The sequence below is a fragment of the Streptomyces sp. NPDC034103 genome (genome assembly GCF_055575395.1).
Map to the genome: position 1 here is coordinate 59,761 of NZ_JBVISS010000006.1, position 26,999 is coordinate 86,759.

The 26,999-nt window shown below is 70.9% G+C and carries 21 protein-coding genes; 11 read left to right on the top strand and 10 right to left on the bottom strand.

Annotation, left to right across the window (positions count from 1 at the left end):
* Positions 1-13: 13 nt before the first annotated feature.
* From ACZ56U_RS14355 to ACZ56U_RS14385, 7 genes are all read right to left on the bottom strand, one after another.
* A complete protein-coding gene (locus ACZ56U_RS14355; protein ID WP_469084326.1) occupies positions 14-2,920 on the bottom strand; it encodes a glycoside hydrolase family 3 C-terminal domain-containing protein in 2,907 nt (968 codons plus the stop codon).
* A 38-nt stretch (positions 2,921-2,958) separates the two neighbouring features.
* Entirely contained in the window at positions 2,959-3,969 is a 1,011-nt protein-coding gene (locus ACZ56U_RS14360; RefSeq protein WP_469084327.1) for a LacI family DNA-binding transcriptional regulator, read from the bottom strand.
* Positions 3,969-6,218: an alpha-xylosidase gene (gene yicI / locus ACZ56U_RS14365; protein WP_469084328.1), complete on the bottom strand. Its 2,250-nt coding sequence runs from the start codon at positions 6,216-6,218 to the stop codon at positions 3,969-3,971. Before yicI ends, ACZ56U_RS14360 begins: the two co-directional genes overlap by 1 nt.
* An 11-nt stretch (positions 6,219-6,229) precedes the next feature.
* Positions 6,230-7,054, bottom strand: coding sequence for a carbohydrate ABC transporter permease (locus ACZ56U_RS14370; RefSeq protein ID WP_469084329.1), 825 nt, complete (start codon positions 7,052-7,054; stop codon positions 6,230-6,232).
* Complete coding sequence (locus ACZ56U_RS14375; RefSeq protein ID WP_469084330.1) at positions 7,051-7,998, bottom strand: carbohydrate ABC transporter permease; 948 nt, start codon at positions 7,996-7,998, stop codon at positions 7,051-7,053. The genes ACZ56U_RS14370 and ACZ56U_RS14375 overlap by 4 nt, the downstream gene beginning before the upstream one ends.
* Positions 7,995-9,266, bottom strand: a complete 1,272-nt coding sequence (locus ACZ56U_RS14380; protein WP_469084331.1) for an ABC transporter substrate-binding protein — start codon at positions 9,264-9,266, stop codon at positions 7,995-7,997. Before ACZ56U_RS14380 ends, ACZ56U_RS14375 begins: the two co-directional genes overlap by 4 nt.
* Before the next feature lie 264 nt (positions 9,267-9,530).
* Positions 9,531-10,790: an MFS transporter gene (locus tag ACZ56U_RS14385; RefSeq protein WP_469084332.1), complete on the bottom strand. Its 1,260-nt coding sequence runs from the start codon at positions 10,788-10,790 to the stop codon at positions 9,531-9,533.
* Between the two features lie 127 nt (positions 10,791-10,917).
* Here ACZ56U_RS14385 and ACZ56U_RS14390 point away from each other — a divergent pair, with 127 nt between their 5' ends.
* From ACZ56U_RS14390 to ACZ56U_RS14405, 4 genes are all read left to right on the top strand, one after another.
* On the top strand, positions 10,918-11,889 hold the full coding sequence (locus tag ACZ56U_RS14390; RefSeq protein ID WP_469084333.1) for a LysR family transcriptional regulator: 972 nt from the start codon (positions 10,918-10,920) through the stop codon (positions 11,887-11,889).
* Positions 11,890-12,147: 258 nt separating this feature from the next.
* Positions 12,148-12,948, top strand: coding sequence for a hypothetical protein (locus ACZ56U_RS14395; protein WP_469084334.1), 801 nt, complete (start codon positions 12,148-12,150; stop codon positions 12,946-12,948).
* Entirely contained in the window at positions 12,948-15,161 is a 2,214-nt protein-coding gene (locus ACZ56U_RS14400) for a polysaccharide deacetylase family protein (RefSeq protein WP_469084335.1), read from the top strand. Before ACZ56U_RS14395 ends, ACZ56U_RS14400 begins: the two co-directional genes overlap by 1 nt.
* Positions 15,158-16,441: an acyltransferase family protein gene (locus ACZ56U_RS14405; protein WP_469084336.1), complete on the top strand. Its 1,284-nt coding sequence runs from the start codon at positions 15,158-15,160 to the stop codon at positions 16,439-16,441. The genes ACZ56U_RS14400 and ACZ56U_RS14405 overlap by 4 nt, the downstream gene beginning before the upstream one ends.
* 131 nt (positions 16,442-16,572) lie before the next feature.
* On the opposite strand, the gene ACZ56U_RS14410 is transcribed toward ACZ56U_RS14405, so the two are convergent.
* Both ACZ56U_RS14410 and ACZ56U_RS14415 read right to left on the bottom strand, forming a co-directional pair.
* On the bottom strand, positions 16,573-16,809 hold the full coding sequence (locus tag ACZ56U_RS14410) for a helix-turn-helix domain-containing protein (protein ID WP_469084337.1): 237 nt from the start codon (positions 16,807-16,809) through the stop codon (positions 16,573-16,575).
* Complete coding sequence (locus tag ACZ56U_RS14415) at positions 16,809-17,423, bottom strand: hypothetical protein (protein ID WP_469084338.1); 615 nt, start codon at positions 17,421-17,423, stop codon at positions 16,809-16,811. The genes ACZ56U_RS14410 and ACZ56U_RS14415 overlap by 1 nt, the downstream gene beginning before the upstream one ends.
* A 206-nt stretch (positions 17,424-17,629) precedes the next feature.
* On the opposite strand from ACZ56U_RS14415, the gene ACZ56U_RS14420 reads away from it, so the two are divergent.
* The 3 genes from ACZ56U_RS14420 to ACZ56U_RS14430 all read left to right on the top strand — a co-directional run bounded on the left by ACZ56U_RS14420 (position 17,630) and on the right by ACZ56U_RS14430 (position 21,425).
* Positions 17,630-18,550 carry a hypothetical protein gene (locus tag ACZ56U_RS14420; protein WP_469084339.1) on the top strand — a complete coding sequence of 307 codons (921 nt, stop codon included), beginning with the start codon at positions 17,630-17,632 and terminating at the stop codon, positions 18,548-18,550.
* 213 nt (positions 18,551-18,763) lie between these two features.
* Entirely contained in the window at positions 18,764-20,149 is a 1,386-nt protein-coding gene (locus tag ACZ56U_RS14425) for a nitrate/nitrite transporter (RefSeq protein ID WP_469084340.1), read from the top strand.
* A 121-nt stretch (positions 20,150-20,270) separates the two neighbouring features.
* Positions 20,271-21,425 carry a uroporphyrinogen-III synthase gene (locus tag ACZ56U_RS14430; RefSeq protein WP_469084341.1) on the top strand — a complete coding sequence of 385 codons (1,155 nt, stop codon included), beginning with the start codon at positions 20,271-20,273 and terminating at the stop codon, positions 21,423-21,425.
* Positions 21,426-21,526: 101 nt separating this feature from the next.
* Here ACZ56U_RS14430 and ACZ56U_RS14435 read toward each other — a convergent pair whose 3' ends face one another.
* Positions 21,527-22,009 carry an anthrone oxygenase family protein gene (locus tag ACZ56U_RS14435; protein WP_469084342.1) on the bottom strand — a complete coding sequence of 161 codons (483 nt, stop codon included), beginning with the start codon at positions 22,007-22,009 and terminating at the stop codon, positions 21,527-21,529.
* A 190-nt stretch (positions 22,010-22,199) separates the two neighbouring features.
* Here ACZ56U_RS14435 and ACZ56U_RS14440 point away from each other — a divergent pair, with 190 nt between their 5' ends.
* From ACZ56U_RS14440 to ACZ56U_RS14455, 4 genes are all read left to right on the top strand, one after another.
* Positions 22,200-22,796 (top strand): CGNR zinc finger domain-containing protein, encoded by a 597-nt coding sequence (locus ACZ56U_RS14440; protein ID WP_469084343.1) that lies wholly within the window; start codon positions 22,200-22,202, stop codon positions 22,794-22,796.
* A gap of 328 nt (positions 22,797-23,124) precedes the next feature.
* Positions 23,125-23,646: a sigma-70 family RNA polymerase sigma factor gene (locus ACZ56U_RS14445; RefSeq protein WP_010039908.1), complete on the top strand. Its 522-nt coding sequence runs from the start codon at positions 23,125-23,127 to the stop codon at positions 23,644-23,646.
* Complete coding sequence (locus ACZ56U_RS14450) at positions 23,646-24,473, top strand: zf-HC2 domain-containing protein (RefSeq protein WP_469084344.1); 828 nt, start codon at positions 23,646-23,648, stop codon at positions 24,471-24,473. Before ACZ56U_RS14445 ends, ACZ56U_RS14450 begins: the two co-directional genes overlap by 1 nt.
* Before the next feature lie 69 nt (positions 24,474-24,542).
* A complete protein-coding gene (locus ACZ56U_RS14455) occupies positions 24,543-26,999 on the top strand; it encodes a HelD family protein (RefSeq protein WP_469084345.1) in 2,457 nt (818 codons plus the stop codon).

Consider the following 26,999-nt stretch of genomic DNA (forward strand, 5'->3'; position numbering starts at 1 on the left):
GCGTCACGCGGTCTCAGCGCAGGGTGAACGTCGCCAGCCGCAGGCCCTTGCCCCTGAGCACCAGGTAGACGTCGGTACGGCCCTTCGCGGCGCGCGAGAGGTCCGCGGTCACCGTCTCGTAGGCGTACGGCGACGAGGTGCCGTCGAAGGACGCCGTACCGGCGAGGGTGCCGGTCGGGGAACCCAGCCGGACCTCGACCGTGCCGGACGCGCCGGCCACGCGGGCGGTGAACCTCTTCGGGCCCGCCCCGAGCCGGGCGTCGCCGAACTTCAGCCACGCCCGGTCGGCCGCCACGCCCACCGCCGTACCGCGCTCCTTCGACTCGTCGACCAGGCGCGTGCCTTCGTAGTCGTCGAAGTTCTCGGCGCGGGTGGTGCGGGACAGGTCGCGGGCCGGGATGGTCTCGCCGGAGACCCGCCAGGTGGCCCGGGCGCGGACGTCCGCGGAGGAGGCGCCGACCATGACGTCGTACGTGCCGTTCTCCACCACCCACCTGGAGCGGGTGACGTCCCAGTGCGCGAGGTCCTTGCGCGTCACCCTCAGCTTGACCGTCCTCGTCTCGCCGGGCTTCAGCGTCACCCGCTGGAAGGCCTTCAGCTGCTTCAGGGGCTGCTTGTCCCGGGAGACCCGCTGGTGGGCGTAGAGCTGGACGACCTCGGCACCCGCGCGGGTGCCGGTGTTGGTGACCTTCACCTCGTACCCGCCGGGCACCTGCTGGAGGGCGCCGTAGCGGAAGGAGGTGTAGGACAGGCCGTGGCCGAAGGGGTGGAGGGGGCTGCCCTTGAAGTACTGGTAGGTGCGGTCGGACTTGATGATGTCGTAGTCGAGGATCGACGGGAGGTCGGACTCGTCGCGGTACCAGGTCTGGGTGAGGCGGCCGGAGGGGTTGGCGTCCCCGTACAGCAGGTCCGCCAGCGCGTTGCCGGTCTCCTGGCCCGCGTGGGACGTCCACAGGACCGCGGGGACCTCGCGCTGGAGGGCGCCGAGGGTGGTCGGGTAGCTGTTCTCGACGATCACGACCGTCTTCGGGTTGGCCTGGCGCACCGCCCTGACCAGGGCTTCCTGGGCCGTGGCCAGGCCCATGTCGGTGCGGTCGTGGGCCTCGCGGCCGTTGATCGAGGGGTTGGAGCCGACCACCACCACCGCGGCGTCCCTGCCCTTGACCGCGGCGACGGCCTCGTCGACGCCGCTGCGGACGACGTCCCTGGTGTAGTGCGCGGCCGCGTCCTTGGCGACCAGGCCGAGCGTGCCGTCCGCGCCGGTCGGGCCGAGGTAGACGGGGTTGCCCCACCAGGGTTCCTCGGTCTCGTAGCCCGCGTAGCGCAGCAGGTGGGTGCCGTCGGCCTGCTCCTCCAGCCTGAACTGCTGCTGGGCGAACCAACCCCCGGGCTGCACCTGGTCGTTGACGAACGAGGACCAGTTGTAGCCGACGTACTTGCCGTTGGCGGCCGAGCGCAGGGTGACCACACCGCCGCCCCAGTCGAAGACGTCGAACTGGGCGCTCGCGTCCGAGGCCGTGGTCTCCTTCAGCGGCTCGCCGTCCGCGTCCGTGCCCGCCGTGACGTACTCGCCGGTCGCCGCGTTCCGCAGCGCGATCCGGTCGACGCCCTCGCTGCTCGTGACGTCGGTGCCGAGCTTGGCCGCGATGCCCTCGGCGGGGGTGACCGCGTAGGGGAGGGTGCCCGAGTACCAGTCGGTGTAGAGGGTGTCGGCGAGCGGGCCGACCACGGCGACGTCCTTCGCGGACTTCCGCAGCGGCAGCGTGCCCGCCTGGTTCTTCAGCAGCACCGCCCCCTCGGTCGCCGCCTCGCGCGCCAGCTTCCGGTGGGCGGGGCTGTTGATGACCGATTTGTCGATCGCGCCGTACTTTCCGCCGCCGGGGTCGAACTCACCGAGCCGGACCCGGACGGACAGGATGTGCCCGGCGGCCTCGTCGACGTCCCCCTCCGCCAACAGGCCCCGCTCCAGAGCCGACTTGACCGCGCCGGTCGTCACCGCGGAGTTCGTGTCGTTGTCCGTGAAGCTGTCGATGCCGGCCTTCAGAGCGGCCGCGTCGCCCTCCGTCACGCTCGGGTAGTACTTCTGGTCGCCGGGGAGGTTGCCGGGGGCGAAGGCGTCGGTGACGTTCAGAAGGTCGTAGGAGGTCCACTTGCGCACGACGTCGTTCAGGTCCGGGTTCACCGTCGCGGGGCGGCCGTTGACCAGGTTGTAGGAGGACATCACGCCGGTCGCCGCGTCCGCCTCGATCGCCGGTCTGAACGCTGCCTCCTCGTACTCCTTCGCGACCCGCGGGCGCAGGTCGGAGGAGGTGGTGGTGCGGTGCCACTCGTTGTTGTTGGCGAGGTAGTGCTTCAGCGTCGGAGCCGTCTTGAGGTGGTCGGGGTCCCCGCCGGTCAGGCCCTCGCCGTACGCCGTCGACAGCGCGCCGGTCAGCTCGGGGTCCTCGCTGTAGCCCTCCTCGTTGCGGCCCCAGCGCGGGTCGCGGAGCAGGTTCACCACCGGCGCCCACAGGTTGAGGCCCCAGCCGGCCGGGCGGTCCTGCTGGAAGCCGCGAACCTCGTCGCCGACCGCCGAGCCGACCCGCTCCATCAGGGCCGGGTCCCAGGTCGAGGCGAGCCCGATGGCCTGCGGGAAGACGGTGGTCTCGCCGAGCCAGGCGACGCCGTGCAGGGCCTCGGTGCCGGTGCGGAAGGACTGGATGCCCAGACGGGGGACCGCGGCCTGGTACTGGTGGAGCAGGCCGATCTTCTCGTCGAGGGTGAGACGGTCGAGGAGGTCCTCGACCCGCTGGTCCACGGACAGGGACGGATCGCGGAAGGGGTACGTCTCCTCCGCGTGGGAGGGAACGGTGGCGCCGAGCCCCGCGATCAGGGCCAGCGCCACCACCAGGGTGGATCTGCGTCTCTTGCTGCCTCTCATGCCACGGCTCCTTCGGGTAGGGCCTTGCACTGGGTGGGTCAGGGCGTGTTCCGCGGTGCCGTGCTCGCGCGTTCCGTCATCCGGGGCGGCAGCAGCGTGGCCTCGGGCACCGTCCTGCTGTCGAGCTTCCGCACCAGCAACTCCACCGCCAGGGCGCCGACCTCGGCGGAGGGCAGGGCGATGGAGGTGACCGGCACGCGGAGGTTCCCGGCGAGTTCGTCGGGGCAGATCGCGGTGACGGAGAGGTCGGCGGGCACCCGCAGGCCCAGCTGCTCGAAGGCGTCGACGAGCGGCTCCAGGATCGCCTCGTTGTGCACGACCACCCCGGTCAACGCGGGCTGCTCGCGCAGCAGTCGCTCGGCGACCTGGCGGGCGGCGGCGGGCGTGGCCTCGCAGGGGTGCACCGAGGAGGCGAGCCGGCCCCGGTCCGCGGCGGCGGTGAACCCCTGCACCACACGCTGCGCGAACGCGGTCTGCCGCACGTACACCTCCGGCGGTGAGCCGACCAGCGCCACCACCCGGTGCCCGAGCCGCGCCAGATGCTCCACGCACGCCTCGCCGGCCGCCTTGAAGTCGAGGTCGACACAGGTCAGCCCGGCCGCCTCGGCGGGAAAGCCGATCAGCACCGAGGGCCGGTCCAGGGAACGCAGCAACGGCAGCCGTGGGTCGTCGAGTTGGACGTCCATGACGATCATCGCGTCCACCAGCGCGGTGTCCGCGACCCGCCGCAGCCCGTCCTCGCCCTCCTCCTGCGTCAGCAGCAGCACGTCATGGTCGTGGCGCCGGGCCGTCGTCACCACCGAGACCGCGAACTGCATCACCACCGGCACATGCATGCCGGTCCGTAAGGGCACCACCAGCGCCAGCACGTTCGACCTGCTGCTGGCCAGCGCCCGGGCGCCCGCGTGCGGCCGGTAACCCAGCTCCCGGATGGACGCCTCCACACGCCGGCGGGTCTCCTCGGAGATCGGCCGCTTGCCGCTGAGCGCGTAGGAGACGGTGCTCGGCGAGACACCCGCGTGCCGGGCCACGTCCGTGATCTTCACCATCAGCCCAGCTCCACCGTGAGGAACCCGGTCCCGGCCGGCGCCCGCACGACCCGCTCCCCGGCCGCCAGCGCCCACGGGACGCGGGGGTCGGCGCACGACGCCCGCAGCGTGTCCCCTTCGCGTACGACGGTGAAGGCCGCGTCCCCGACCCGGACCGTCACCTGCGCCCCGCGCCGCAGACCGTACGCCCGCAGGGTCACTCCGTCGGCGTGGTCGTAGTCGGGCCGGTCGGCCACCGCGCCCACCGGGATCACCGCGCCGGGCCGCACCAGCAGCGGCACCCCGAGGAAGTCGTGCCGCTCCCGCACCCAGCGCGGCCCGGTGACCGTCTCACCGGTCACGAAGTGGGTCCAGGTGCCCTCGGGCACGTAGTACGAGACGTCCCCCTCGTCGCTGAAGACCGGCGCCACCAGCAGATCCGGGCCGAGCATGTACTGCCGCTCCAGGTGCGCGCACCCGGGGTCGTCCGGGAACTCCAGGACCATGGCCCGCATGACCGGCGTGCCCTCGGTGTGGGCGGTGCGGGCGGCCTCGTAGAGGTACGGCATCAGCTGGAGCTTGAGCCGGGTGAAGTGCCGCAGCACGTGGACCGACTCCTCGTCGAAGTGCCACGGGACGCGGTAGGAGGAGCTGCCGTGCAGGCGGCTGTGGGAGGACAGCAGGCCGAACGCCAGCCACCGCTTGAACAGCGCGGGTGTCGGCGTCCCCTCGAAGCCGCCGATGTCATGGCTCCAGAACCCGAAGCCGGACAGGCCGAGGGAGAGACCTCCGCGCAGGGACTCCGCCATCGACTCGTAGGTCGCCTCGCAGTCGCCGCCCCAGTGCACCGGGAACTGCTGGCTGCCGGTGGTCGCCGAGCGGGCGAAGACCACCGCCTCCTCCTCGCCGCGGTGCTTGCGCAGCACGTCGAAGACGGTCCGGTTGTAGAGGTAGCTGTAGTAGTTGTGCATCCGCTCGGGGTCGGAGCCGTCGGACCACTCCACGTCCAGCGGCACCCGTTCGCCGAAGTCGGTCTTGAAGCAGTCCACGCCCTGCGCGAGGAGCGCCTCCAGCTTGGCCGCATACCAGTCGCGGGCGGCCGGGCTGGTGAAGTCGACCAGCGCCATCCCGGGCTGCCACAGGTCCCACTGCCAGACGCTGCCGTCCGGGCGCCTGAGGAGGTGACCGAGCGCCTTGCCCTCGGCGAACAGGGGCGACCGCTGGGCGATGTACGGGTTGATCCAGACCGACACCCGCAGACCCCGCTCGTGCAGCCGCGCGAGCATGCCCTCCGGGTCGGGGAAGACCCGCGGGTCCCACTGGAAGTCGCACCAGTTGAACTCGCGCATCCAGAAGCAGTCGAAGTGGAAGACGGACAGGGGCAGTTCGCGCTCCCGCATGCCGTCGATGAAGGACGTCACGGTCTTCTCGTCGTACGACGTCGTGAAGGACGTCGACAGCCACAGGCCGAAGGACCAGGCGGGCGGGAGGGCCGGGCGGCCGGTGAGGGCCGTGTACTTGCGGATGATCTCCTTGGGGGTGGGCCCGTAGATGACGTAGTACGTCAACTCCTGCGTCTCGGCGCTGAACTGGACCCGCGAGACGGCTTCCGAGCCGACCTCGAAGGAGACCTTGCCGGGATGGTCGACGAAGACGCCGTAGCCCGCGTCCGTGAGGTAGAACGGGACGTTCTTGTAGGCCTGTTCGGTGGCCGTGCCACCGTCGGCGTTCCAGACGTCGACGACCTGGCCGTTCTTGACCAGCGGCCCGAAGCGTTCGCCGAGGCCGTACACCGAGGTGCCGACCCCGAGTCCCAGCTGCTCGCGCAGGTAGTGGGCGCCTGTCGCGTCCCGCATGATGCCCATGCCCTTGGGACCGCTGCCGGTCAGCAGCCGGCCGTCCGCGAGGAAGTCGACCTGCCAGGTGTCCGTGCGGGCCACCCGGACCGACAGGGCGCCGGAGGTGAGGGTCGCGTGCGCCTCGTCGTGCTCGGCGTACGCGGTGACGTCCTCCGTGCGCACCTCGAACCGGGGAACCTGCGGCTGCTCGCCCTCGAAGTGGGTGAAGGTGACGCCGATGACATCGGGTATCGGGGCGTGCGCGCTGATCGTCACGACCGGTCCCTTCAACAGGTCGCCGCGGCGGCGGATGGGCTGGGTCGGCGCGAGGATGTCCAGGCGGCCGTCCGACGCGCTGACCTCGTGGACCTGGGCCGGGTGGGCCGCGGTCACGCCCTCGCGCAGCAGCCAGTAACCGTCGGTGAACTTCATGTGGGGGGTCCTTATTTGACGGCACCCACGGCGATACCGCGGGTGAGGGTCCGCTGGAACAGGAGGAAGAAGACGATCGCCGGCAGGACACCGAGCAGGGCCGCCGCGTTGGTCATGGTGGCGTCCATCAGCCGCTGGCCCTGGAGGACGCCGAGGGCCACCGACACCGTCTGGTTGTCGTTGGAGATCAGCATGACCAGGGGGAGCAGGAACTCGTTCCAGGTCCAGATGAAGAAGAAGACCAGCAGCACGCCGAGGGTGGGGCGGCTGACGGGGACGACGATCCGCCACAGGATCTGCCACTTGGTCGCGCCGTCGATCCGCGCGGCCTCGATGATCTCGCGGGGGAACTGGCCCAGCACGGACGACAGCAGATACGTGCCGAACGCCGCCTGGATCACCGTGAACACGATGATCACGCTGAGCCGGGTGTCGTAGAGACCGGCCTCCTTGCTCAGGTAGTACACCGGGTAGACCAGCGCCTCCTGCGGCAGCATGTTCGCCAGCACGAAGAAGGCCAGCACCCAGGTACGGCCCTTGACCCGGCCGATGCCGATCGCGTACGCGTTCAGGACGGACAGGACCACCGCGAGGACGGCCACCGCGCCGCTGATCACCAGGGAGTTGAAGAGCTTCTGGCTGTAGTCGACGCGCTCCCAGAAATCCTTCAGACCGTCCAGGTAGAGACCGTCGGGCAGACTCAGCGGGCCGTGCTGGGAGTACTCGGTGGGGGACTTGACCGCGTTGACCGCCACGATCAGGAACGGCACGACCATGAACAGGGCCGCCACGCACAGCGCGACGAGGACGGGGTAACGGCGTAGCGCGGTGCTCATGCTCTCCCCTCCGCGCGGGTCTGGAGCTTCAGGCCGATCAGGGAGAGCGCCAGGATGATCACCGTGAGCACGGTGGAGATGGCGGCGCCGTACCCGACCTGCGTCTTCTCGAAGAACGTGGTGAAGGAAAAGTAGGAGGGGACGTTGGTCGCGCCGCCCGGTCCGCCCTTGGTCAGGACGTACACCGCGCCGAAGACCTTCAGGGCGGCGACCGTGCACCAGGTCAGCACGACGTAGATCTCCGGGCGGATCTGCGGCAGCGTGACGTGCCAGAACCGGCTCCACCAGCCGGCCCCGTCCAACTCGGCCGCCTCGTGCAACTGCGGGTCGACGCGCTGGAGCCCGGCCATGAAGACGACCAGCGGGAAGCCGATCTGCACCCACACCATCACGCCCATCACGCTGTAGAGCGCGATGTCGGGGTCGCCGAGCCAGTCCTGCTGCCAGGACCCGAGGCCGACGGCCTTGAGAAGCGCGTTCAGCGATCCGTTGTCGGGGGCGAGGATCCAGCTCCAGACGATGCCCGCGACGGCGATCGGCAGCACCTGCGGGAGGTAGAAGCACGCGCGCAGCACGGCGACGACCTTCGAGCCGAAGTGCTTGCCGACGTAGTCGAACAGGGCGGCGGCCAGGACCAGTCCGACCGCCGTCGGCACGGCCGCCATGGCGATCACCATGAACATGCTGTGCCGGAAGGACGCCCAGAACTCCGAGTCGTCCATCAGTTCGCGGTAGTTGGCGAGCCCGGTCCAGCTCGGGGAGCCCACGCCCTGCCAGTCGGTGAAGCTGACGCCCGTGTTCATCAGGAACGGCACGACGATCACGGCGAGGAAGGCGAGGACACCGGGGAGCAGGAACAGGGCGTAGGAGTCGCGGGGGCGGCGCCGAGGGGGACCGGCCTGGGCCTCCTTGCCGGTCACCCCTCGTTCGACGGTCACCGTCATGGCTTCGGCGCGCCCTTGTCGTACGCCTCCTGGAGGGCGTCCAGATAGCCGTCCGGCTGCTCGCTGCCGGTGATCAGCTTCTGGGTCTGGGAGACCAGGACGTCGTAGTAGCCGGGCACCGGCCAGTCCGGGTAGAAGGCCAGGCCGTCACGCTGGGAGAGGGTGTTGAAGTTGTCGATGAGCTCTTTCGACCTCGGTTCGGTGATGGCGCTCGCGTCGGCCGCGACCGGGACGCCGCCCTTGTTGCCGAGCAGGTTCTGGATCTTCTTCGACATGGTGATGTCGATGAACTCGTAGGCCAGCTTCTTGTTCTTGGCGCCCTTGGGGACGACCCAGATGTTGCCGCCGGAGCCGGGGCTGAGGTTCGTGTCGGGCCACAGGAAGGTGCCCCAGTCGAACTTCACCTCGTCGACGAACCGGCCGTACCACCAGCTGCCGGAGAAGAGGATCGGCGACTTGCCCCGGATGAAGGAGACACCCGCGTCCTCGGCCTTGGTGCTGCTGGAGGTCTTGGCGATGTAGCCCTTCTTCACCCAGTCGGCGAAGGTCTCGGCGGCGTGGGTCCAGGCGGTGTCGTGGAAGTCGGTCTTGCCCTTGTAGAGCTGGTAGGAGTCGACCCAGGCGCGGTCGGCCTTCGACAGGGCGAGCTGGTAGAGGTACTGCTGGGCCGGGTACTCGGCGCCGGCGTTGGCCAGCGGGGTGATCTTGTTCTGGACGAACTTGTCCATCGCGGCGGTCAGTTCGTCGAACGTCTTCGGCTCGGCGATCCCGTACTTCTTGAACAGGTCCTTGTTGTAGTACACCATCGTGTACTCGGCGTAGTTGGGCACGCCGTACCACTTGCCGGAGCCCATGACCCCGTTGGTGTCGTACACGCTGGTGGTGCGGACGCTCGCGCTGAGCTTCTTGTCCCAGCCGCGGGTCTCGGCTTCTTGGGTGAGCTCGGTGAGCAGCCCCTGCTTGGACAGCAGGCCGGCGCTCGCGTTGCCCTTGAGGTACTCCATGACGTCGGGCGCGTCGGAGGAGTTCAGGACCATCGGGGCGGTCTTCTGGATCTGTTCGAAGCCCTTCTCCTCGAACTCCACCTTCACGCCCGGGTGCTTGGCCTTGAATTCCTTGATCGCCTCGTTCCACGCCTGCCCCATCGCGCTGTTCGGGGCTTCGTAGTGCCACAGTTTGAGCGTCTTGCCGTCCTCGGAGGACCCGCTGTCCGAGTCTCCGCAGGAGGCCAGGAGCAGCGACCCGGTCAGGGCCACCGCCATCGCCATCACACGCCTTGGTGCCGTCAACATCCCGTGCCTCCAGGGAAGTTCGGAGCCGGATGGTGCTGGGGGAGACGTCACGCGACGGATCGTCGAATCGATTCGATGCGTGACGTCGAAGCGCTTCGACGGGCGAAGGTATGTGCGAGCTGTGGGGGCGTCAATGGGGTGCGCGCGAATTGGGGTGCGGGTGCGGGTGTTTCGCCCCGCCGCCCCTACCCGTTCCCGTCCCCAGGGGCATGCTGCCCTTCGACCCCGCTCCCAGGGGGCTCAGCCCCCAGTGGGGGTCACCCGCCCCAGCGTGATCATCAGCGCTACCGCCGCCGCAGCCACCGGTACCCCGAATCCCGCCGTCGCCGAGATGTGTTCCGCCGTCCAGCCGCCCATCGCACTGCCCCCGGCGATCCCGCCGAGGAGGCCGGTCACCGCGAGGGTCATGCCCTCGTTGAGGCGGCCCCCGGGGATGCGTTCCTGGAGGAGGGTCATGCCCGTGACCATGGTCGGGGCGGTCGCCATGCCGGCGAGGAGGAGGGCGGCCGCGAGGGCGAGGAGGGAGCCCGTGAGGGCCGCGGCGAGCAGCGGCAATGTCATCAGGACGGTCATCGCGGCCACGCACCACGGGTAGCGGCGCCCGGCCGGACCGGACGGCCTCCAGACGCCGTACAGCAGTCCGGCCGCGCAGGAACCGGCCGCCTGGAGACCGAGGACGACCCCGGCCGCCGACGGGTGCCCCTGGGCGTCCGCGAAGGCGATCGTGACGACCTCCATGGACCCGAACACCACGCCCATGGCCAGGCAGACCACGAGCAGCGGGGGGATTCCGGGAGCCCGCAGCGGCGCCTCGGCCCGCGTCGGCGCCCCGGACACCGGCGGCTCGGTCGAGCGCTGGGCCGTGAACACCAGCATGCCCGTGACCAGCAGCGCCACTCCGGCCACCGTCCCCGCCTGCGGGAAGAACGCGGTGCACAGCAGGACCGCCAGGGCCGGGCCCAGCATGAAACACAGCTCGTCCGCGGCCTGTTCGAAGGAGTTCGCGGTGTGCAGGGCCTGGTCGTCGTCCCCGAGCAGATGGGCCCAGCGGGCCCGGGACATGCCGCCGATGTTGGGCGTGGTGGCGGTGGCGGCGTACGCGAGGAACAGGGTCCAGGTGGGGGCGTCGGACCGTACGCACAGCACGAGCGCGAGAGAGCCGAGCGCCGCGAGCAGCGTGGCCGGTACGGCGACCCGCGCCTGGCCGTACCGGTCGACGAGCCGTGCCGTCCAGGGCGCGACCAGCGCGGTCGCCGCGAGGCCGGTCGCGCTGACGGCGCCGGCGAGGGCGTAGGAGTCCCGGGCGGCGACGATCATGACGATCGCGCTCACGCCGAACATGCCCATGGGGAGCCGGGCGAGCAGGTTGCCGACGGTGAAGGCGAGGGCGCCGGGGCGGGCGAAGAGACGGCGGTAGGGGCCGGGCGGGCGCGGCGGACGGGGGGTGAGGTCGACGGCGACGAGCATGTCCCCGGTGGTCGTGAACATCGGCTGCGGCATGGGTCCACCGTCGCCGGGGAGTGATCAGGAGGTCCAACACCTGTTCGGTCGGCATTCACGCACCTGGGTTGTGAATCCGCCGGAATTCCCGGTGCCGAGCCGCGCGCCCCCGTTGTAGCTTCGCCGGATGCCCGCCCCGCCGCACCTCGACCCCCGCCTCCTGCGCGCCTTCCTCGCCGTCGCCGAGGAACTGCACTTCACCCGTGCCGCGGCCCGCCTCTACGTCGCCCAGCAGGCGCTCAGCCGGGACGTGCGGCGCCTGGAGCGGGAACTGGGGGCCGAGCTCTTCGTGCGGACCACCCGGCAGGTCACGCTGACCTCCGACGGGGAGCGGCTGGTGCCGCACGCCCGCCGGGTGCTGGACGCGCAGGACGCCCTCCTCGCCGCCTTCGGGCAGGCCAGACCGCTGCTGGTCGACCTCAACTCGCCCGGCCTCGGCACCGGCCGCCGGGTACTGCACCGGGCCCGCGAACTCGCCCCCGACACCGAGCTGATGGCCCGCTACGAGAGCGGTCTGACCGGCGCGGCGGCCGAGGTCCTCGCCGGCCGCCTCGACGCCTCCTTCGGCCGGTGGGCGGGGCTCGCCCCGGCACTGCGCACGGGCCTCGACCACCAGCTCGTCCGCCTGGAGCGCATGGCCGTCGTCCTGCCCGAGGACCACCGGCTGGCCGCCCTCGCCGAGGTGCCGCTGGCCGAGCTGGCGGGGGAGGAGGTGTACGCGGGAGCCGGGAATCCCCGGACACCGGAATGGACCGATCTCGCCCGGCGGCTCTTCGAGGGCCGGGGGATCGCCGTGGCACCTCCCGCGCCGCTCGCGGTCGGGCACGAGGAGTTCCAGCGCGTCATGTCCAGGACACGCAACCCCATTCTCGCCGTGGTGGGTTTTCCAGCCATGCCGAACACCGTCCTGCGGCCACTGGTCGACCCGGTGCCCCTGTCGCCGGTGTCTTTGGTGTGGCGCAAGGGCTTGGCGCACCCCGGAATCGACGCCCTGCGCCGGGCCGCGGCCGAGCTCGCCGCCGCGGAAGGCTGGCTTCACCGGCCCGCCGAGGGATGGGTTCCAGCCATTGACATGGCAGGTAAGAATGTCCACAAGTGACACATGGCAAACACGGGCCCCGACCGTGCGCTACATTCGTGGCCTGAGCACGCTGTGGTAAGTGGGGGCGCTCGGGCCAGGTGGGGGCCTGGTTCGGTCGACGAGTGCTCGGGTCTGATGCGCACCCTGAACTGCCCGTGGGGGGATTGCGTGCGCGAGAACAATTGGCGAGAAGACGCCCAACCGGAATGGCCCGCAGCGGCTCCGGGGACAAGGGCGTTCCCAACGACGGGGTACGGCACCCAGGCCTTCCCGGACATGCGAGGAACCGATGTCCTCGCGTCGACGGACCAGACCGAGGTGCTGCCCCGGCTGGGCCCCGAAGGGGTCGGCTTCGACGATCCCTGGAGCGACACCGGCCACGGCAACGCCCACGACCCGCACGAGGTGACCGTCCAACTGGACGCCGTCGCCCTGCGGGCCGACAGCCGCATCGTCGGCCAGGCCGGGCCGACCCAGGAGAGCTCCGACGCGCCGGTCTTCGTCGACGAGTCGGGCCGCAGAAGCCGTAGATACCGCCGGATCGGGATCTTCGTCGGACTCGCCTGCGCGGTCTACGCCGTGGTCATCGTCATGACGCTGCTGTCCGGCAACTCCAACGCGCCCTGGCTGCCTGTACCGGGGCAGGGCGAGGCCCAGGAGGCCGGCCAGGTCGACACCTCCCCGCTGCCCGGGGAGACGGTCGCACCCACCGGCGCCGGCACCGTCTCGCCCGGCGTCTCACCGTCCGTGAGCGGCACCACGACACCGTCGTCGAGCGCCACCGCGCCCGGCACCTCCGTGACCGTCCCGGACGCGGGCACCCCCGCCGACCCGGAACCGACGGCGACGACGACCACCCCGGGCACGGGCAGCGAGCCGGTCCCGGACCCCGACGTCCCGACCGCCCCGGCGACGACCAACCCGCCGGACCCGACGCCGACCGAGGACCCCACGCCCGACCCGACGCAGACGCTGGGCGGCGACAGCGCGGGCACCGGCACCGACACGGTGGCCGGCGGGGCACCGGCCCCCGCGCCCGTCAGCACCACGACACCGCCCCCGGAGAGCACCGTCTGATGGCAACCCGCACCCGCCGTCCCCGGGCCGCCGATCGAGCCCGCGACGGCTCTCGGCGCCGCCTGCCCATGCGCCTGCTGCTGCCCTGCCTCCTGCTCGTCGCCCTGATGGCGATGCTGATGCTGCGCGGCTACGTCCACAGCGAGATCCTCGCCGACCACCGCGTCCAGGCCCCCGCCTCCTCCGACCGGGTCCCGGAGCGGATCCTGGAGGGCGGGCCCGTCATCGACACCCGCAGCGGCCGTACCCAGAGCATGAGCCTGAGGGACCACCACGTGGTCCTCACCTTCGACGACGGTCCGGACCCCGAGTGGACCCCGAAGGTCCTGGACGTGCTGAAGAAGCACCACGCCCACGCCGTGTTCTTCGTCACCGGCACCATGGCCTCGCGCTACCCGGACCTCGTCAGCCGCATGGTCGAAGAGGGCCACGAGGTCGGTCTGCACACCTTCAACCACCCCGACCTCTCCTACCAGTCGAAGAAGCGCATCGACTGGGAGCTGTCCCAGAACCAGCTGGCCATCTCCGGCGCGGCCGGCATCCGCACCTCGCTGTTCCGCCCGCCGTACTCCTCCTTCGCCGACGCCATGGACAACAAGTCCTGGCCGGTCACCGAGTACATCGGCACCCGCGGCTACATCACCATCGTCAACAACACCGACAGCGAGGACTGGCGCAAGCCCGGCGTCGAGGAGATCATCCGCAACGCCACGCCCAAGGGCGGCAAGGGCGCGATCGTCCTGATGCACGACTCCGGCGGCGACCGCCACCAGACCGTGCAGGCACTGGACCGCTTCCTGCCCCAGCTGAAGGGCCAGGGCTACGAGTTCGACAACCTCACCGAGGCCCTCGGCGCCCCCAGCGCGCACACCCAGGTCACCGGCGCCGAGCTGTGGAAGGGCAAGGCGTGGGTCTTCCTGGTCGGCGCCTCCGACAACATCACCGCGGTGCTGGTGGTTGCCCTCGCGATCATCGGGTTCCTGGTCATCAGCCGCTTCGTGCTGATGCTCCTGCTGTCCGGCGTGCACGCCCGCCGGGTGCGCCGCCGCGGCTTCCGCTGGGGCGACCCGGTCTTCGAACCGGTGTCCGTGCTGGTGCCGGCGTACAACGAGGCCAAGTGCATCGAGAACACCGTCCGGTCCCTGATGGCGAGCGAGCACCCCATCGAGGTCCTCGTCATCGACGACGGCTCCAGTGACGGCACCGCGCGGATCGTCGAGGCGATGGGCCTGCCCAACGTCCGGGTCGTCCGCCAGCTGAACGCGGGCAAGCCCGCCGCGCTCAACCGGGGCCTCGCCAACGCCCGCTACGACATCATCGTGATGATGGACGGCGACACCGTCTTCGAGCCGTCCACCGTCCGCGAGCTGGTCCAGCCCTTCGGCGACCCCCGCGTCGGCGCGGTCGCCGGCAACGCCAAGGTCGGCAACCGGGACTCGCTCATCGGCGCCTGGCAGCACATCGAGTACGTGATGGGCTTCAACCTCGACCGCCGCATGTACGACATCCTGCGCTGCATGCCGACCATCCCGGGCGCCGTCGGTGCCTTCCGGCGGTCGGCCCTGGAGCGGGTCGGCGGCATGAGCGACGACACGCTCGCCGAGGACACCGACATCACCATGGCGATGCACCGCGACGGCTGGCGGGTCGTCTACGCCGAGAAGGCCCGGGCCTGGACCGAGGCCCCGGAGACCGTCCAGCAGCTGTGGTCCCAGCGCTACCGCTGGTCGTACGGCACCATGCAGGCCATCTGGAAGCACCGCAGGGCGCTGGTGGAACGCGGGCCCTCGGGCCGCTTCGGCCGGGTCGGCCTGCCGCTGGTCTCGCTCTTCATGGTCCTCGCCCCGCTGCTCGCCCCGCTGATCGACGTGTTCCTGATCTACGGCCTGGTCTTCGGCCCCACCCAGAAGACGGTCATGGCCTGGCTGGGCGTCCTGGCGATCCAGGTCGTCTGCGCCGCCTACGCCTTCCGCCTCGACCGGGAGAAGATGACCCACCTCATCTCGCTGCCCCTCCAGCAGATCCTGTACCGCCAGCTCATGTACGTCGTTCTCCTCCAGTCCTGGATCACCGCCCTGACCGGCGGCCGGCTGCGCTGGCAGAAGCTGCGGCGCACGGGTGTCGTCGAGGCACCCGGCGGTCCGGTGCCGCGCCAACGGACGCGCGGCGCGAACGACAGCAGTGACCAGGGCGAGCGGAGGCCGGTGGGATGAGCCAGGGATACACACAGTCGTACGGTGCCGCGGCGGCACCCGGAACTCCCGGAGCGCCCGGAGTTCCCGTGGCCCCCCTCGGGGCGCCCGGTGACACACAGGCGCCCGCCCCCGCGGCGGCCGCCGCTGCGAAGAAGCCGGGCCGCGACCGCTACCTGGACCTGCTCCGCTCGATCGCCCTGGTCCGCGTGGTCGTGTACCACCTGTTCGGCTGGGCCTGGCTGACGGTCCTGTTCCCCTCCATGGGCGTGATGTTCGCGCTCGCGGGCTCGCTCATGGCGCGCTCGCTGAAGCGTCCCGCGTGGGGCGTGATCCGGGGCCGCGTCCGGCGACTGCTTCCCCCGCTCTGGGTGTTCAGCGCGGTGGTGGTGACGCTGATGCTGGCGGGCGGCTGGGACCTGTCGAAGGACCCGGACCACAGCGGCGCCTGGGGCCTGGTCGAGATGGCCAACTACATCGTCCCGTTCGGCGCGCCGCCCTTCCCGTGGAGCATCGGCTCCAAGTCCGGGCTGCTGGAGGACACCTGGGCGGTGCAGGCGGCGGGGGTGCTGTGGTACCTGCGCGCCTACCTGTGGTTCGTGATCGCCTCCCCGCTGCTGCTGTGGGCGTTTCGCCGGGCGCCGTGGCCGACGCTGCTGGCGCCACTGGGGCTGACGGCGATCGTCGGCACGGGCCTGGTGACGATTCCGGGCGAGACCGGCAACGCGGTCTCCGACTTCGCGGTCTACGGCGGCTGCTGGGTCCTGGGCTTCGCCCATCACGAGGGCCTGCTCACGCGGGTCCCGCGCTATATCGCCGTCTCCTGCTCGACGCTGCTGATGGCGTTCGGCCTGTGGTGGGCCTCCGGTCACCTGGGCCCCGACGGCTGGGACCTCAACGACATCCCGCTGGCCCAGGCGACCTGGTCCTTCGGTTTCGTCGTGATCCTCCTGCTCTACTCCCCCTCCTGGCAGGAGCTGCCGGGCCGGCTGGCGAGGTGGGACAAGCTCGTCACGCTCTCCAACAACCGCGCGGTCACGATCTACCTGTGGCACAACATGCTGATCATGGCCACGGTCCCGATCCTCGACCGCCTCTACGAGCTGCCGTTCATGCAGAGCGAGCGCGCGGTCTCCGCCCTGGACTCCACCTACATGATCTGGATGTTCTTCCTGGTCTGGCCCCTGATCGGCCTGGCGATCCTGAGCGTCGGCTGGATCGAGGACCTCGCGGCCAAGCGCAGCCCCCGCCTGTGGCCGAACGGGGCGAAGAAGCGGACCCGAGCGGGACACCGCGCCTGACCCGGCCGGTGTGGCTCAGCGACGCTTGAGCCACCCGGCCACTCCGGCCAGCAGGGCGATCGGGGCGACCGCGTAGAGCGTGACGGCCACGGCCGTGGCGGTGTCCATGGTGCCGAACATGTGCGTCTCCTTCAGGGCTTGCGGTAGCTGAGCAGGTCGCCCGGCTGGCATTCGAGGACTTCGCAGATACGGGTGAGGGTGGTGAAGCGGATCGCCTTGGCGCGGCCGTTCTTCAGCACGGAGAGGTTGACGTTGGTCACGCCGACGCGGGCGGCGAGTTCGGTCACGGTCATGCCGCGTTCGCTGAGGAGCCGGTCGAGGTGGACCTCGATGTGGTGGTCCTCCGGGCTCTCGTCGTCGGAGGCCATCAGACGACCCCTTCGAGGTCCTCGCGCATGGCGTTGCCCGCGCTGGTGATCCGGGCGAAGGTGAGCAGGCCGAGGCCGGTCAGGACGGCGAGGTAGGGGAACGACCACAGGCCCAGCCAGACCCCGGCGGTGTAGTCCACGCTCTGGGCGAGGTCCGCGAGCACGGCCGCGCTGGCGTTGGCCTCGATCATCTCGACGACCAGGCTCCCGAGGAGCAGCCACCAGCCGAGCAGGCGGAACCGGGAGGCCGTACGTGCCGTGTAGACACCGTCCCGTGCCGCTCCCTGAAGAAGCCGGTGCAGCAGGAAGAGGCTGCTGATCAGCAGCAGTGTCGTCGGCAGCGTGCCGAGTTCGTCCAGGAGGCGCAGGAGCGCGCCGGGGTCCTCGGCACAGTAGTGCGGGATCGACTCGACGACCGCCCCGGGCTCGGGGGAGAACCCGCCGGGGGCGGTGGAGCTGCCGGCCGAGTCGTCGGTGATACAGACACCGCCGCTGCCCCAGCTCCCGCGCACGACGTTGAGGACGACCCCCACCGTCAGGAGCCCCAGCAGGATGCGCAGCGCTATGGACACGACCGTGGCCATGGGCTCGAGCATCTTCCGGTCTTCACTCATGTTTCCCCCGCCTGGCTTATCGTTTATCGATGTTATCGAGAAACGATAAGTCCCGAGGGTGCCCAAGGCAAGCCGTCCGCCCCGTCCGTACCGGCGCCGGGATTTCGTGAGCCCGGGGGGCAGCGGTTTCCGCCTCGGCACGCGTGCGTGCGAGACTGCGGCCGTTGCGGGAGTGAACGGGGTGGCCCGGTGGGGAGTGGACGGCGATGAGCAAGCGGCAAGTGCAGAAGATGCTCCGGCTGATGGCGGGCGGGCAGCCCGTGGAGCTCACCAGCCCCATGGCGTCCGTGAAGAAGCTCGCCCGACTCGCCTTCACCGCCCAGCAGTTCGGGTACGAGTACGCCGATGTCCGGCAGAGCTCCGGGCGTAACGGCGCGCTCGTCATGCTGCTCCTCCCGGACCCGAGCCCGCAGGCCCGTGCCCGGGCCGCGCAGAACTGGGCCCAGTACCCGAACGCGAGTGACGGGGTCTCCGTGCCGCCGCTCGTGCCGGACGCCTTCGAACTGCTCAAGGCGCGCATCAACTTCGACCTCACCGGCAAGAGCGCCGAGAAGCGCATGGGCTACGGCGCCCTCGGTGTCACCCTCGGCTGCGTGATCCTCGCCCTCCGGCTCGGCGGCGAGTCCGGCGACGTCATCGCCGCGGTCTGCACCTGGGTGTTCTTCATGGCCGTCTTCGGCATCGGCCTCGCCGTCACCCGCAAGCGCAACGCCAAGTTCGCGGCCCGGCTCCACGCCGCCGGCTTCCTGCCGGTCACCGACGAGACCGGCCGGGTGCGCTATCTGCCGCCGGGCGCCCAGTTCCCGGGCCAGGCGAACCCCTTCGCCGCCGGCCCGTACGGCCAGCAGCCGCCGCCGCAGCAGCAGCCCTACGGCCAGCAGCCGCCGCCGCAGCAGCAGCCCTACGGCCAGCAGCCGCCGCCGCAGCCCTACGGCCAGCCCCAGCAGCCGTACCCGCCCCAGCAGCCCCAGCCCTACGGCTACCCCCAGCAGCCCCAGTCCTACGGCTACCCCCAGCAACCCCCGGCCCCCGGCCCCTACGCCGCCCAGCCGCCGTACCCCCAGCCGCCGTACCCGCCTCAGCCGGACCCCCAGCAGAACCCCAACTGGCAGGCTCCCCAACGCTGACTCCACCCGGTATCGAGTGACGGCGATCACGCTAAGAGGTGTTCGTAACGTGACGCGATGAAACCTCTCATCCTGCGTTCGCGTGGGGTGAGAGCAACGTTCCTTTCCGGTCACCCGCTGCCACAGTGAGGAAACGCGCCCTCCCTACCTTCGGGATGCAACATCGCTCATCACGAACAGCAGCACCGAGCCCCGGAGCCCCGTGGAGGCGCAATGACAGCCCCTAGCACCGTCCCCGCACCCCCGAGCAGGGGCGGCCGCTGGATCCAGCAGTGGGATCCGGAGGACGAGACCTTCTGGAAGAACGGCGGCGAGAAGGTCGCCCGCCGCAACCTCATCTTCTCCGTCCTCTCCGAGCACATCGGCTTCTCGATCTGGACCATGTGGTCCGTGCTGGTGCTCTTCATGGGACCGGAGTACGGCCTGACCCCGGCCGACAAGTTCCTGCTCACGTCCGTGGTCACACTCGTCGGTGCGGTCGTGCGCGTCCCCTACACCTTCGCCGTGGCCGTCTTCGGCGGGCGGAACTGGACGATCATCTCCGCGAGCCTGCTGCTCATCCCGACCATCGCCGCGTTCGTCGTGATCGAGCCGGGGACCTCCTTCAACACCTTCCTCCTGGTCGGCCTCCTCGCCGGCATCGGCGGCGGCAACTTCGCCTCCTCGATGACCAACATCAACGCCTTCTTCCCGCTCAGGAAGAAGGGGTGGGCGCTCGGCCTCAACGCGGGCGGCGGCAACATCGGCGTCCCCGTCATCCAGCTGATCGCCCTCGCGATCATCGGCGCCAGCGGCGGCCCGCGCGTGCTGCTCGGGATCTACATCCCGCTGATCATCGGCTCCGCGATCCTCGCCGCCACCTTCATGGACAACCTCGCCTCCGTGAAGAACGACACCGGCGCCGCGAAGGACGCCGCGAAGGACGCCCACACCTGGATCATGGCCTTCCTCTACATCGGCACCTTCGGCTCCTTCATCGGCTACGCCTTCGCCTTCGGCCAGGTCCTCCAGGTCCAGTTCGGCCGGACGCCGCTGCAGTCCGCCTACCTCACCTTCATCGGCCCGCTGCTCGGCTCCCTGATCCGGCCGGTGGGCGGCTGGCTCGCCGACAAGTACGGCGGTGCCCGGATCTCGCTGTACAACTACGTGGCCATGGCCGCCGCGACCGGCCTGCTCATCTTCGCGAGCATGCAGAAGTCGCTGAACCTCTTCGTCCCGGTGTTCGTCCTCCTGTTCGTCCTCAGCGGGCTCGGCAACGGCTCGACGTTCAAGATGATCCCCGGCATCTTCCAGGCCAAGGCGTTCGCCAAGGGGCTCCAGGGCGAGGAGGCCGCCGCGTACGGCCGCCGGCTCTCCGGTGCCTCCATGGGGCTGATCGGCGCGGTGGGCGCGCTCGGCGGTGTCGGCATCAACCTGGCCTTCCGCCAGTCCTACCTCTCCTACGGTTCCGGCACGGGCGCCTTCATCGCCTTCCTCGTCTTCTACGCCCTCTGCTTCGCGGTCACCTGGGCCGTATACCTTCGCCGCTCGGCCTCCCGGATCCAGGCCTCCTCGGCCACCTCCGAGGCGAAGCCGCAGCTCAGCTACGCCGAAGTGTGACGTAACACCGTCGACATCAAGCCGAACCGAGCCTGTCACGCACCGTTGACAGGCTCGCTCGGCATGCAGGTGCCATCACACCCCGTGTAGGTGCGAACGACTCGAGTGCGGGACGAGAGTTATGTACGACGAACAGCAGCGACCGGAACAACACGGCCCCCTGGCCGGCTTCACGGTGGGCGTGACAGCCGCGCGCCGGGCCGACGAGCTGGGCGCACTGCTGCAGCGACGGGGAGCCGCCGTTCTGCACGCCCCGGCCTTGCGGATCGTGCCGCTCTCCGACGACAGCGAGCTGCTCGCCGCGACCAAGGAGGTCATCGACGAGGTCCCGGACATCGTGGTCGCCACGACCGCGATCGGCTTCCGGGGCTGGATCGAGGCCGCCGACGGCTGGGGTCTGGGTGAGGAACTGCTGGCACGGCTGCGCGGCATCGAGCTGCTGGCGCGCGGGCCGAAGGTCAAGGGCGCGGTACGGGCCGCCGGGCTGACCGAGGACTGGTCGCCGTCCTCGGAGTCCATGGCGGAGGTGCTCGACCGGCTCCTGGAGGAGGGGGTCGAGGGGCGCCGGATCGCCATCCAGCTGCACGGTGAGCCGCTGCCGGGGTTCGTGGAGGCGCTGCGGGCCGCGGGAGCGGAAGTGCTGGGCATCCCCGTGTACCGGTGGATGCCGCCGGAGGACATCGGGCCGGTGGACCGGCTCCTGGACGCGGCGGTCTCCCGGGGGCTGGACGCGCTGACCTTCACGAGCGCGCCCGCCGCGGCCTCGCTGCTGAACCGGGCGGAGGAGCGGGGGCTGCTGCCCGAACTGCTCGCCGCCCTCAACCACGACGTGCTGCCGGCCTGTGTCGGCCCCGTCACCGCGCTGCCGCTCCAGGCCCGCGGCGTCGACACCGTGCAGCCCGACCGCTTCCGGCTCGGCCCGCTGGTCCAGCTCCTGTGCCAGGAGCTGCCCGCGCGGGCCCGGTCCCTGCCCATCGCCGGGCACCGGGTCGAGATCCGCGGTCACGCGGTGCTGGTCGACGGGGTCCTGCGCCCCGTGCCGCCGGCCGGGATGTCACTGCTGCGGGCGCTGTCCCGGCGGCCCGGATGGGTGGTGGCCCGGGCGGAACTGCTGCGGGCGCTTCCGGGTGCCGGGCGCGACGAGCACGCGGTGGAGACGGCGATGGCCCGGCTGCGCACGGCACTCGGAGCGCCGAAGCTGATCCAGACGGTGGTCAAGCGGGGCTACCGACTGGCACTGGACCCGGCGGCGGACGCGAAGTACGCGGACACGTAAGCGACTTCCCGGCTTCACCCCCGTCCCCGCGCGACGCCACGGCCAGGGCGGGGGAGCGAGCCTGACCACCGGCGGCCGGTCACGCGCGGCCCGTCCGGCCATCACGCGCGCGTCGTCCGGCCGTACCCCACCAGCCCTCGCGCCAGGCACCCCGTCGCCACCGTCGACAGCACCGCCCGCACCGCGTTCCACAGCACCCACGGGTCCTCGAAGTCCTCGCGCGCCGTACGCACATCGGTGGCGCTGTCGAGGGCGTCGTTGAGCGGGATGTTGAAGGCGACCGTCACCAGGAAGGCGAGGGCGTAGGCGAGGAACCCCGCCCACACCCACCGCCGGTACGACCGCCCCCGTCCCTGCCACACCGCCACCCCCGTCAGCACCAGCGCCCCGAGGAAGCTCAGCAGGAACACGGGGTTCACGATCACGTCGTTGATGTTCCGCATCACCTCGACGTAGACCTCGTCGTCGCCGCGCGCCAGTCCCGGCATCACCGCGCAGGCGAAGACGTAGAAGGCCCCGGCGATCAGGCCCATGGCGACCGTGGCCGCGCCCAGTACGGTTCCCGTGCTCCGCTTCGTCGTCATGCCCTCGAGTCAACGGCCTCGGGGCCGGCCGGACCATGGTCCAAAAGCGCGGCGGCATACGCGGACGTCCACGCCTCACCGGTACGAGGGGTTCCGGCGGCGCGAACGGGAAGGCACTGTGAGAGGGAACCTTCCAGACCCACCTCACCGGCCCCTCACGCGCAAGGCATCCCTAGGCGGTGACAGGCACATGGCACTGGGTACGGCCACGGCCCCGTACGAGCTGCGGTTCGACGCGGGGCGGATCTGCCTCGACCTCCTCGCGACCACCCATCCCGTCGAACGGCTGGACGCGACCGAGGTGTTGTTCGCGTGGGTCACCGGAGCCGGGCTCGTGCCACCGGAGACCCCCCTGGCGCACGCCGACGCGTCCTGGCTCCTGGCGTTTCGTGAACTGCGGGGGTATATCAGCCAGTTGGTCCGGGCCCGGCTCGGCCCCGAGCCCCGCCCGTCGTACGACCTGGCGCTCGCCCGGGTGAACGACCTCGCCCGGACCGCGCCGCCGGCGCCCCGGGCCGTACCGGGGGAGGACGGCCTGCTCGTGCGGGAGTTGGCGGCGCCGCCCGAGCTCGCCGCGCTGCTCGGGGCGATCGCCCGGGACGCCGTCGAGCTGCTCACGGACCCCGTCGCGCGGGCCTGTCTGCGGCAGTGCGCGGGCGACAGCTGTCCGATCGTCTACCTCGACACATCCCGGGGGCGCAGGCGGCGTTGGTGCTCCAGTGAGGTCTGCGGAAACCGGGAAAGGGTGGCCCGGCACCGGCGTCGGGCGGCACTCGCGCGGGCCTGAGCCATTCTGAGGGAGCGTTATGTCCCTTCTGTGGAGCGGCTGTCGAAGTGATTTCGATTACACGATGTTTGCCCGCGGTCGCGTCCGGGCAGCCGTCCCCTTCGCGCCAATGTGGCGGAAATGTAAAGAACGAGGGGCGGGAATGTGCACCCATGTCCCCCTCGTCTCGGCAGATACAAGAAATCTGTCATGTCACGTTGAACACTCGACGGCCCACGTCCGTACCCCGTGTGGAGCGACTGGCTGGGGGAACCCCCGGACATCGGAGGTGGGCGTGCGCAAGGATTCCGTCGTGGCCAATGAACGTGGATCGAGGGCCCGACATCGCATGTCCCAGCCCTCGGAACCTGATGAGGAGCTCATGCGTGCTCTGTACAGAGAGCACGCAGGACCCCTGCTCGCCTATGTGCTGCGGCTGGTCGCCGGAGACCGCCAAAGAGCAGAGGACGTGGTGCAGGAGACGCTGATCCGTGCCTGGAAGAACGCCGGTCAGCTCAATCGAGCGACCGGATCTGTACGCCCCTGGCTGGTGACGGTCGCCCGGCGCATCGTCATCGACGGCCACCGAAGCCGGCAGGCCCGGCCGCAGGAGGTCGATCCGTCGCCGCTGGAGGTCATCCCCGCGGAGGACGAGATCGACAAGGCGCTGTGGTTGATGACGCTGTCGGACGCGCTCGACGACCTGACTCCCGCGCACCGGGAGGTTCTTGTCGAGACGTACTTCAAGGGGCGTACGGTCAATGAGGCGGCCGAGACGCTCGGGATACCCAGCGGCACGGTCCGCTCGCGGGTCTTCTACGCCCTGCGGTCGATGAAGCTGGCACTGGAGGAGCGGGGGGTGACGGCGTGATGAGTGTTTACGGGGGAAACCAGGGATTCGGCACAGGTGGTTCGGGTATGTCTGGTGCCATGCAGGGATCCTCGGGGCCGAACGAGCACGAGACCGTCGGCGCGTACGCCCTCGGGATTCTCGACGACGCCGAGGCGACCGCGTTCGAGATGCACCTCGCCACCTGCGAGTGGTGCGCCCAGCAGCTCGACGAGCTCGCCGGGATGGAACCGATGCTGGCCGCGCTCGCGGACCTGCCCGGCTCCGGCACCCCCGCGATCGGCGAGTCGCTGTCCGCCAAGCCCAGTCCGCGGCTGGTGAACAAGCTGGTCGACGAGGTCGCCGAGCGCCGCGCCCAGAAGCGCCGCCGCGCCTTCTACATGGTCGCCGCCGCGGCCGCGCTGATCGTCGGCGGCCCCCTGGTCGCCGTAGGAGCGACCGGAGACGACTCCGGCAAAAACGTCTCGGCGCACACGACGAGCAGCAGCCCCGCCAAGGAAGCCTTCGACGCCATCGACGACAAGCTGGCGGCGACCGACCCCAGCACGGACGTCAGTGCGACCGTCGCCGTGGAGGAGAAGGCCTGGGGCACCCACGCGGTGCTCCAGCTGAAGAACGTCAAGGGCCCGGAGAAGTGCTCCCTCATCGCCGTCGGCAAGAACGGCGAGCGGGAGACGGTCGCCTCCTGGTCGGTCCCGACCTGGGGTTACGGCATCCCGGACGCCAAGACGGCACAGGCCAAGGAGCCCTTGTACGTCCATGGCGGCGCCGCCTTCGACCTCAACGACATCGATCACTTCGAGGTCATGACCTTCGGCGGCAAGCGACTCGTCGAAGTAGACGCGTAGCCGACGTAGCTATGCCGGGTCCCCTTCGCGTACGGTTGACGGCTGCCCAGCACGTCAGAAGGGGGCCCGGTGGCCGCTCAGGCTCAACCATCCGTGGTCGGAACGGTTCACGACTCGGTTCACGACTCGGTCCGGGACCGGGAGATCAGCGTCGAACAGGAACATCTGGACCGGGTGTACCGGCGTCTCGAGGAGAAGATCCACGAGGCTGAGTTCCTCATGAACGACGCGGCCCAGCGCGGCCAGGTCGGTACGCCCGGCGCGCTCGCCGAGCGGGACGCGCAGGTGTTCCGGGCGGGGGTGCACCTCAACCGGCTCAACAACGAGTTCGAGGACTTCCTCTTCGGCCGCATCGACCTGCTCCTCGGCGAGGACGGCAAGAAGGGGCCCGACGGCGCCTACACCGCCGTCGAGCCCGCCGAGGGCGCGGTGCGCGAGGACAACACCGCCGACATCGCCGAGACCCTGCACATCGGCCGGATCGGGGTCCTGGACTCCGAGTACGCGCCGCTCGTCATCGACTGGCGGGCCCCCGCCGCGGCGCCCTTCTACCGCTCCACCCCGGTCGACCCGGGGCGCGTGGTGCGGCGCCGGGTGATCCGCTCCAAGGGCCGCCGCGTCCTCGGCGTCGAGGACGACCTCATGCGCCCCGCGCTCAAGGCCTTCCTCGACGGCCAGGAGCTGCCCGTCATCGGCGACGGCGCCCTGATGGCCGCCCTCGGCCAGGCCCGCAGCCACACCATGCGGGACATCGTCGCCTCCATCCAGGCCGAACAGGACATGGTCATCCGCGCCCCCGCCGCCTCCGTGACCTACGTCGAGGGCGGCCCCGGCACCGGCAAGACCGCCGTCGCCCTGCACCGCGCCGCCTACCTGCTCTACCAGGACCGGCGCCGCTACTCCGGCGGCATCCTCATCGTCTCGCCCACCCCCCTGCTGGTGGCGTACACCGAGGGCGTGCTCCCCTCCCTCGGCGAGGAGGGCCAGGTCGCCATCCGGGCGATCGGCTCGCTCGTCGACGGCGTCGAAGCCACCCTCTACGACTCCCCGGCCGTCGCCCGCGCCAAGGGCTCGTACCGCATGCTCAAGGTGCTGCGGAAGGCGGCCCGCGGGGCGCTGGAGGGACCGGGCGGCGGTGCCCCCTCGGGCGTCCCCGGCGGGCGGCGCGGTTCCGGTGGGCGGCGTGGCCGCGGTGAGACCGCGGGGCAGCTCGCCCTCGGCGCCGAGGACACCCCGGTCGGCCGGCTCGTCCCCGACGACGACGCCCCCGCCCCCGCGGGCCCGCCCTCCCGCCTCCGCGTGGTCGCCTTCGGCCGCCGCCTGGAGCTGGAGGCGCCCGAGCTGGAACGTATCCGCCGCACCGCCCTCGGCGGCACCGCGCCGGTGAACCTGCTGCGCCCCCGTGCCCGCAAGCTCCTGCTCGACGCCCTGTGGGAGAGATCCGGCGCGGGCTCCCGCCACAGCGACCCGGAGCTCGCCGCCGAGCTGCGCTCCTCCTTCGACGAGGACGTCAGCACCGAGGACAGCTTCACCGCCTTCCTGGCCGCCTGGTGGCCCGAGCTGACCCCGAAGGACGTCCTCACCGCCATGGCCGACGAGCGGCGCCTGGGCCGCTGGGCCCGGCGCATCCTCAACCCCGGCGAGGTCCGCAAGGTCGCCCGCTCGCTCCGCCGGGACGGCTGGTCCGTGCACGACATCGCCCTGCTCGACGAGCTCCAGGCGATCCTCGGCACTCCGGCCCGCCCCCGGAAGCGGCGCGAGCTGGACCCCCTCGACCAGCTGACCGGCCTGGAGGAGCTGATGCCGGTCCGCGAGGAGACCCAGCGCGAACGCGCCGAGCGGCTGGCCCAGGAGCGCACCGAGTACGCCCACGTCATCGTCGACGAGGCCCAGGACCTCACGCCGATGCAGTGGCGCATGGTCGGCCGCCGCGGCCGGCACGCCACCTGGACGGTCGTGGGCGACCCCGCCCAGTCCTCCTGGTCCGACCCCGACGAGGCCGCCGAGGCCCGCGACGAGGCCCTGGGCAGCCGCCCCCGGCGCCGCTTCGAGCTCACCGTGAACTACCGCAACCCGGCCGAGATCGCGGAGCTCGCCGCCAAGGTGCTGGCCCTGGCCATGCCCGGCTCCACGTCCCCGTCGGCCGTACGCTCCACGGGTGTCGAGCCGCGCTTCACCGTCGTACGGGACTCCCTGGCGAAGTCCGTCCGCGAGGAGGCCGCCCGTCTCCTGGACCGGGTCGACGGCACCGTCGGTGTCGTGGTGGCCATGCAGCGGCGCGAGGAGGCCGCCCGCTGGCTCACCGGCCTCGGCGACCGGGTGGTGGCCCTCGGCAGCCTGGAGGCCAAGGGGCTGGAGTACGACGCGACGATCGTCGTCTCCCCGGCGGAGATCGCCGACGAGTCCCCGGCCGGCCTGCGGGTGCTGTACGTCGCCCTCACCCGGGCGACCCAGCAGCTGACGGTGGTGTCGGCCGAACGGGACCAGCCGGACGAGGCGGGGGTGCCCGATCTGCTCAGGGACTGA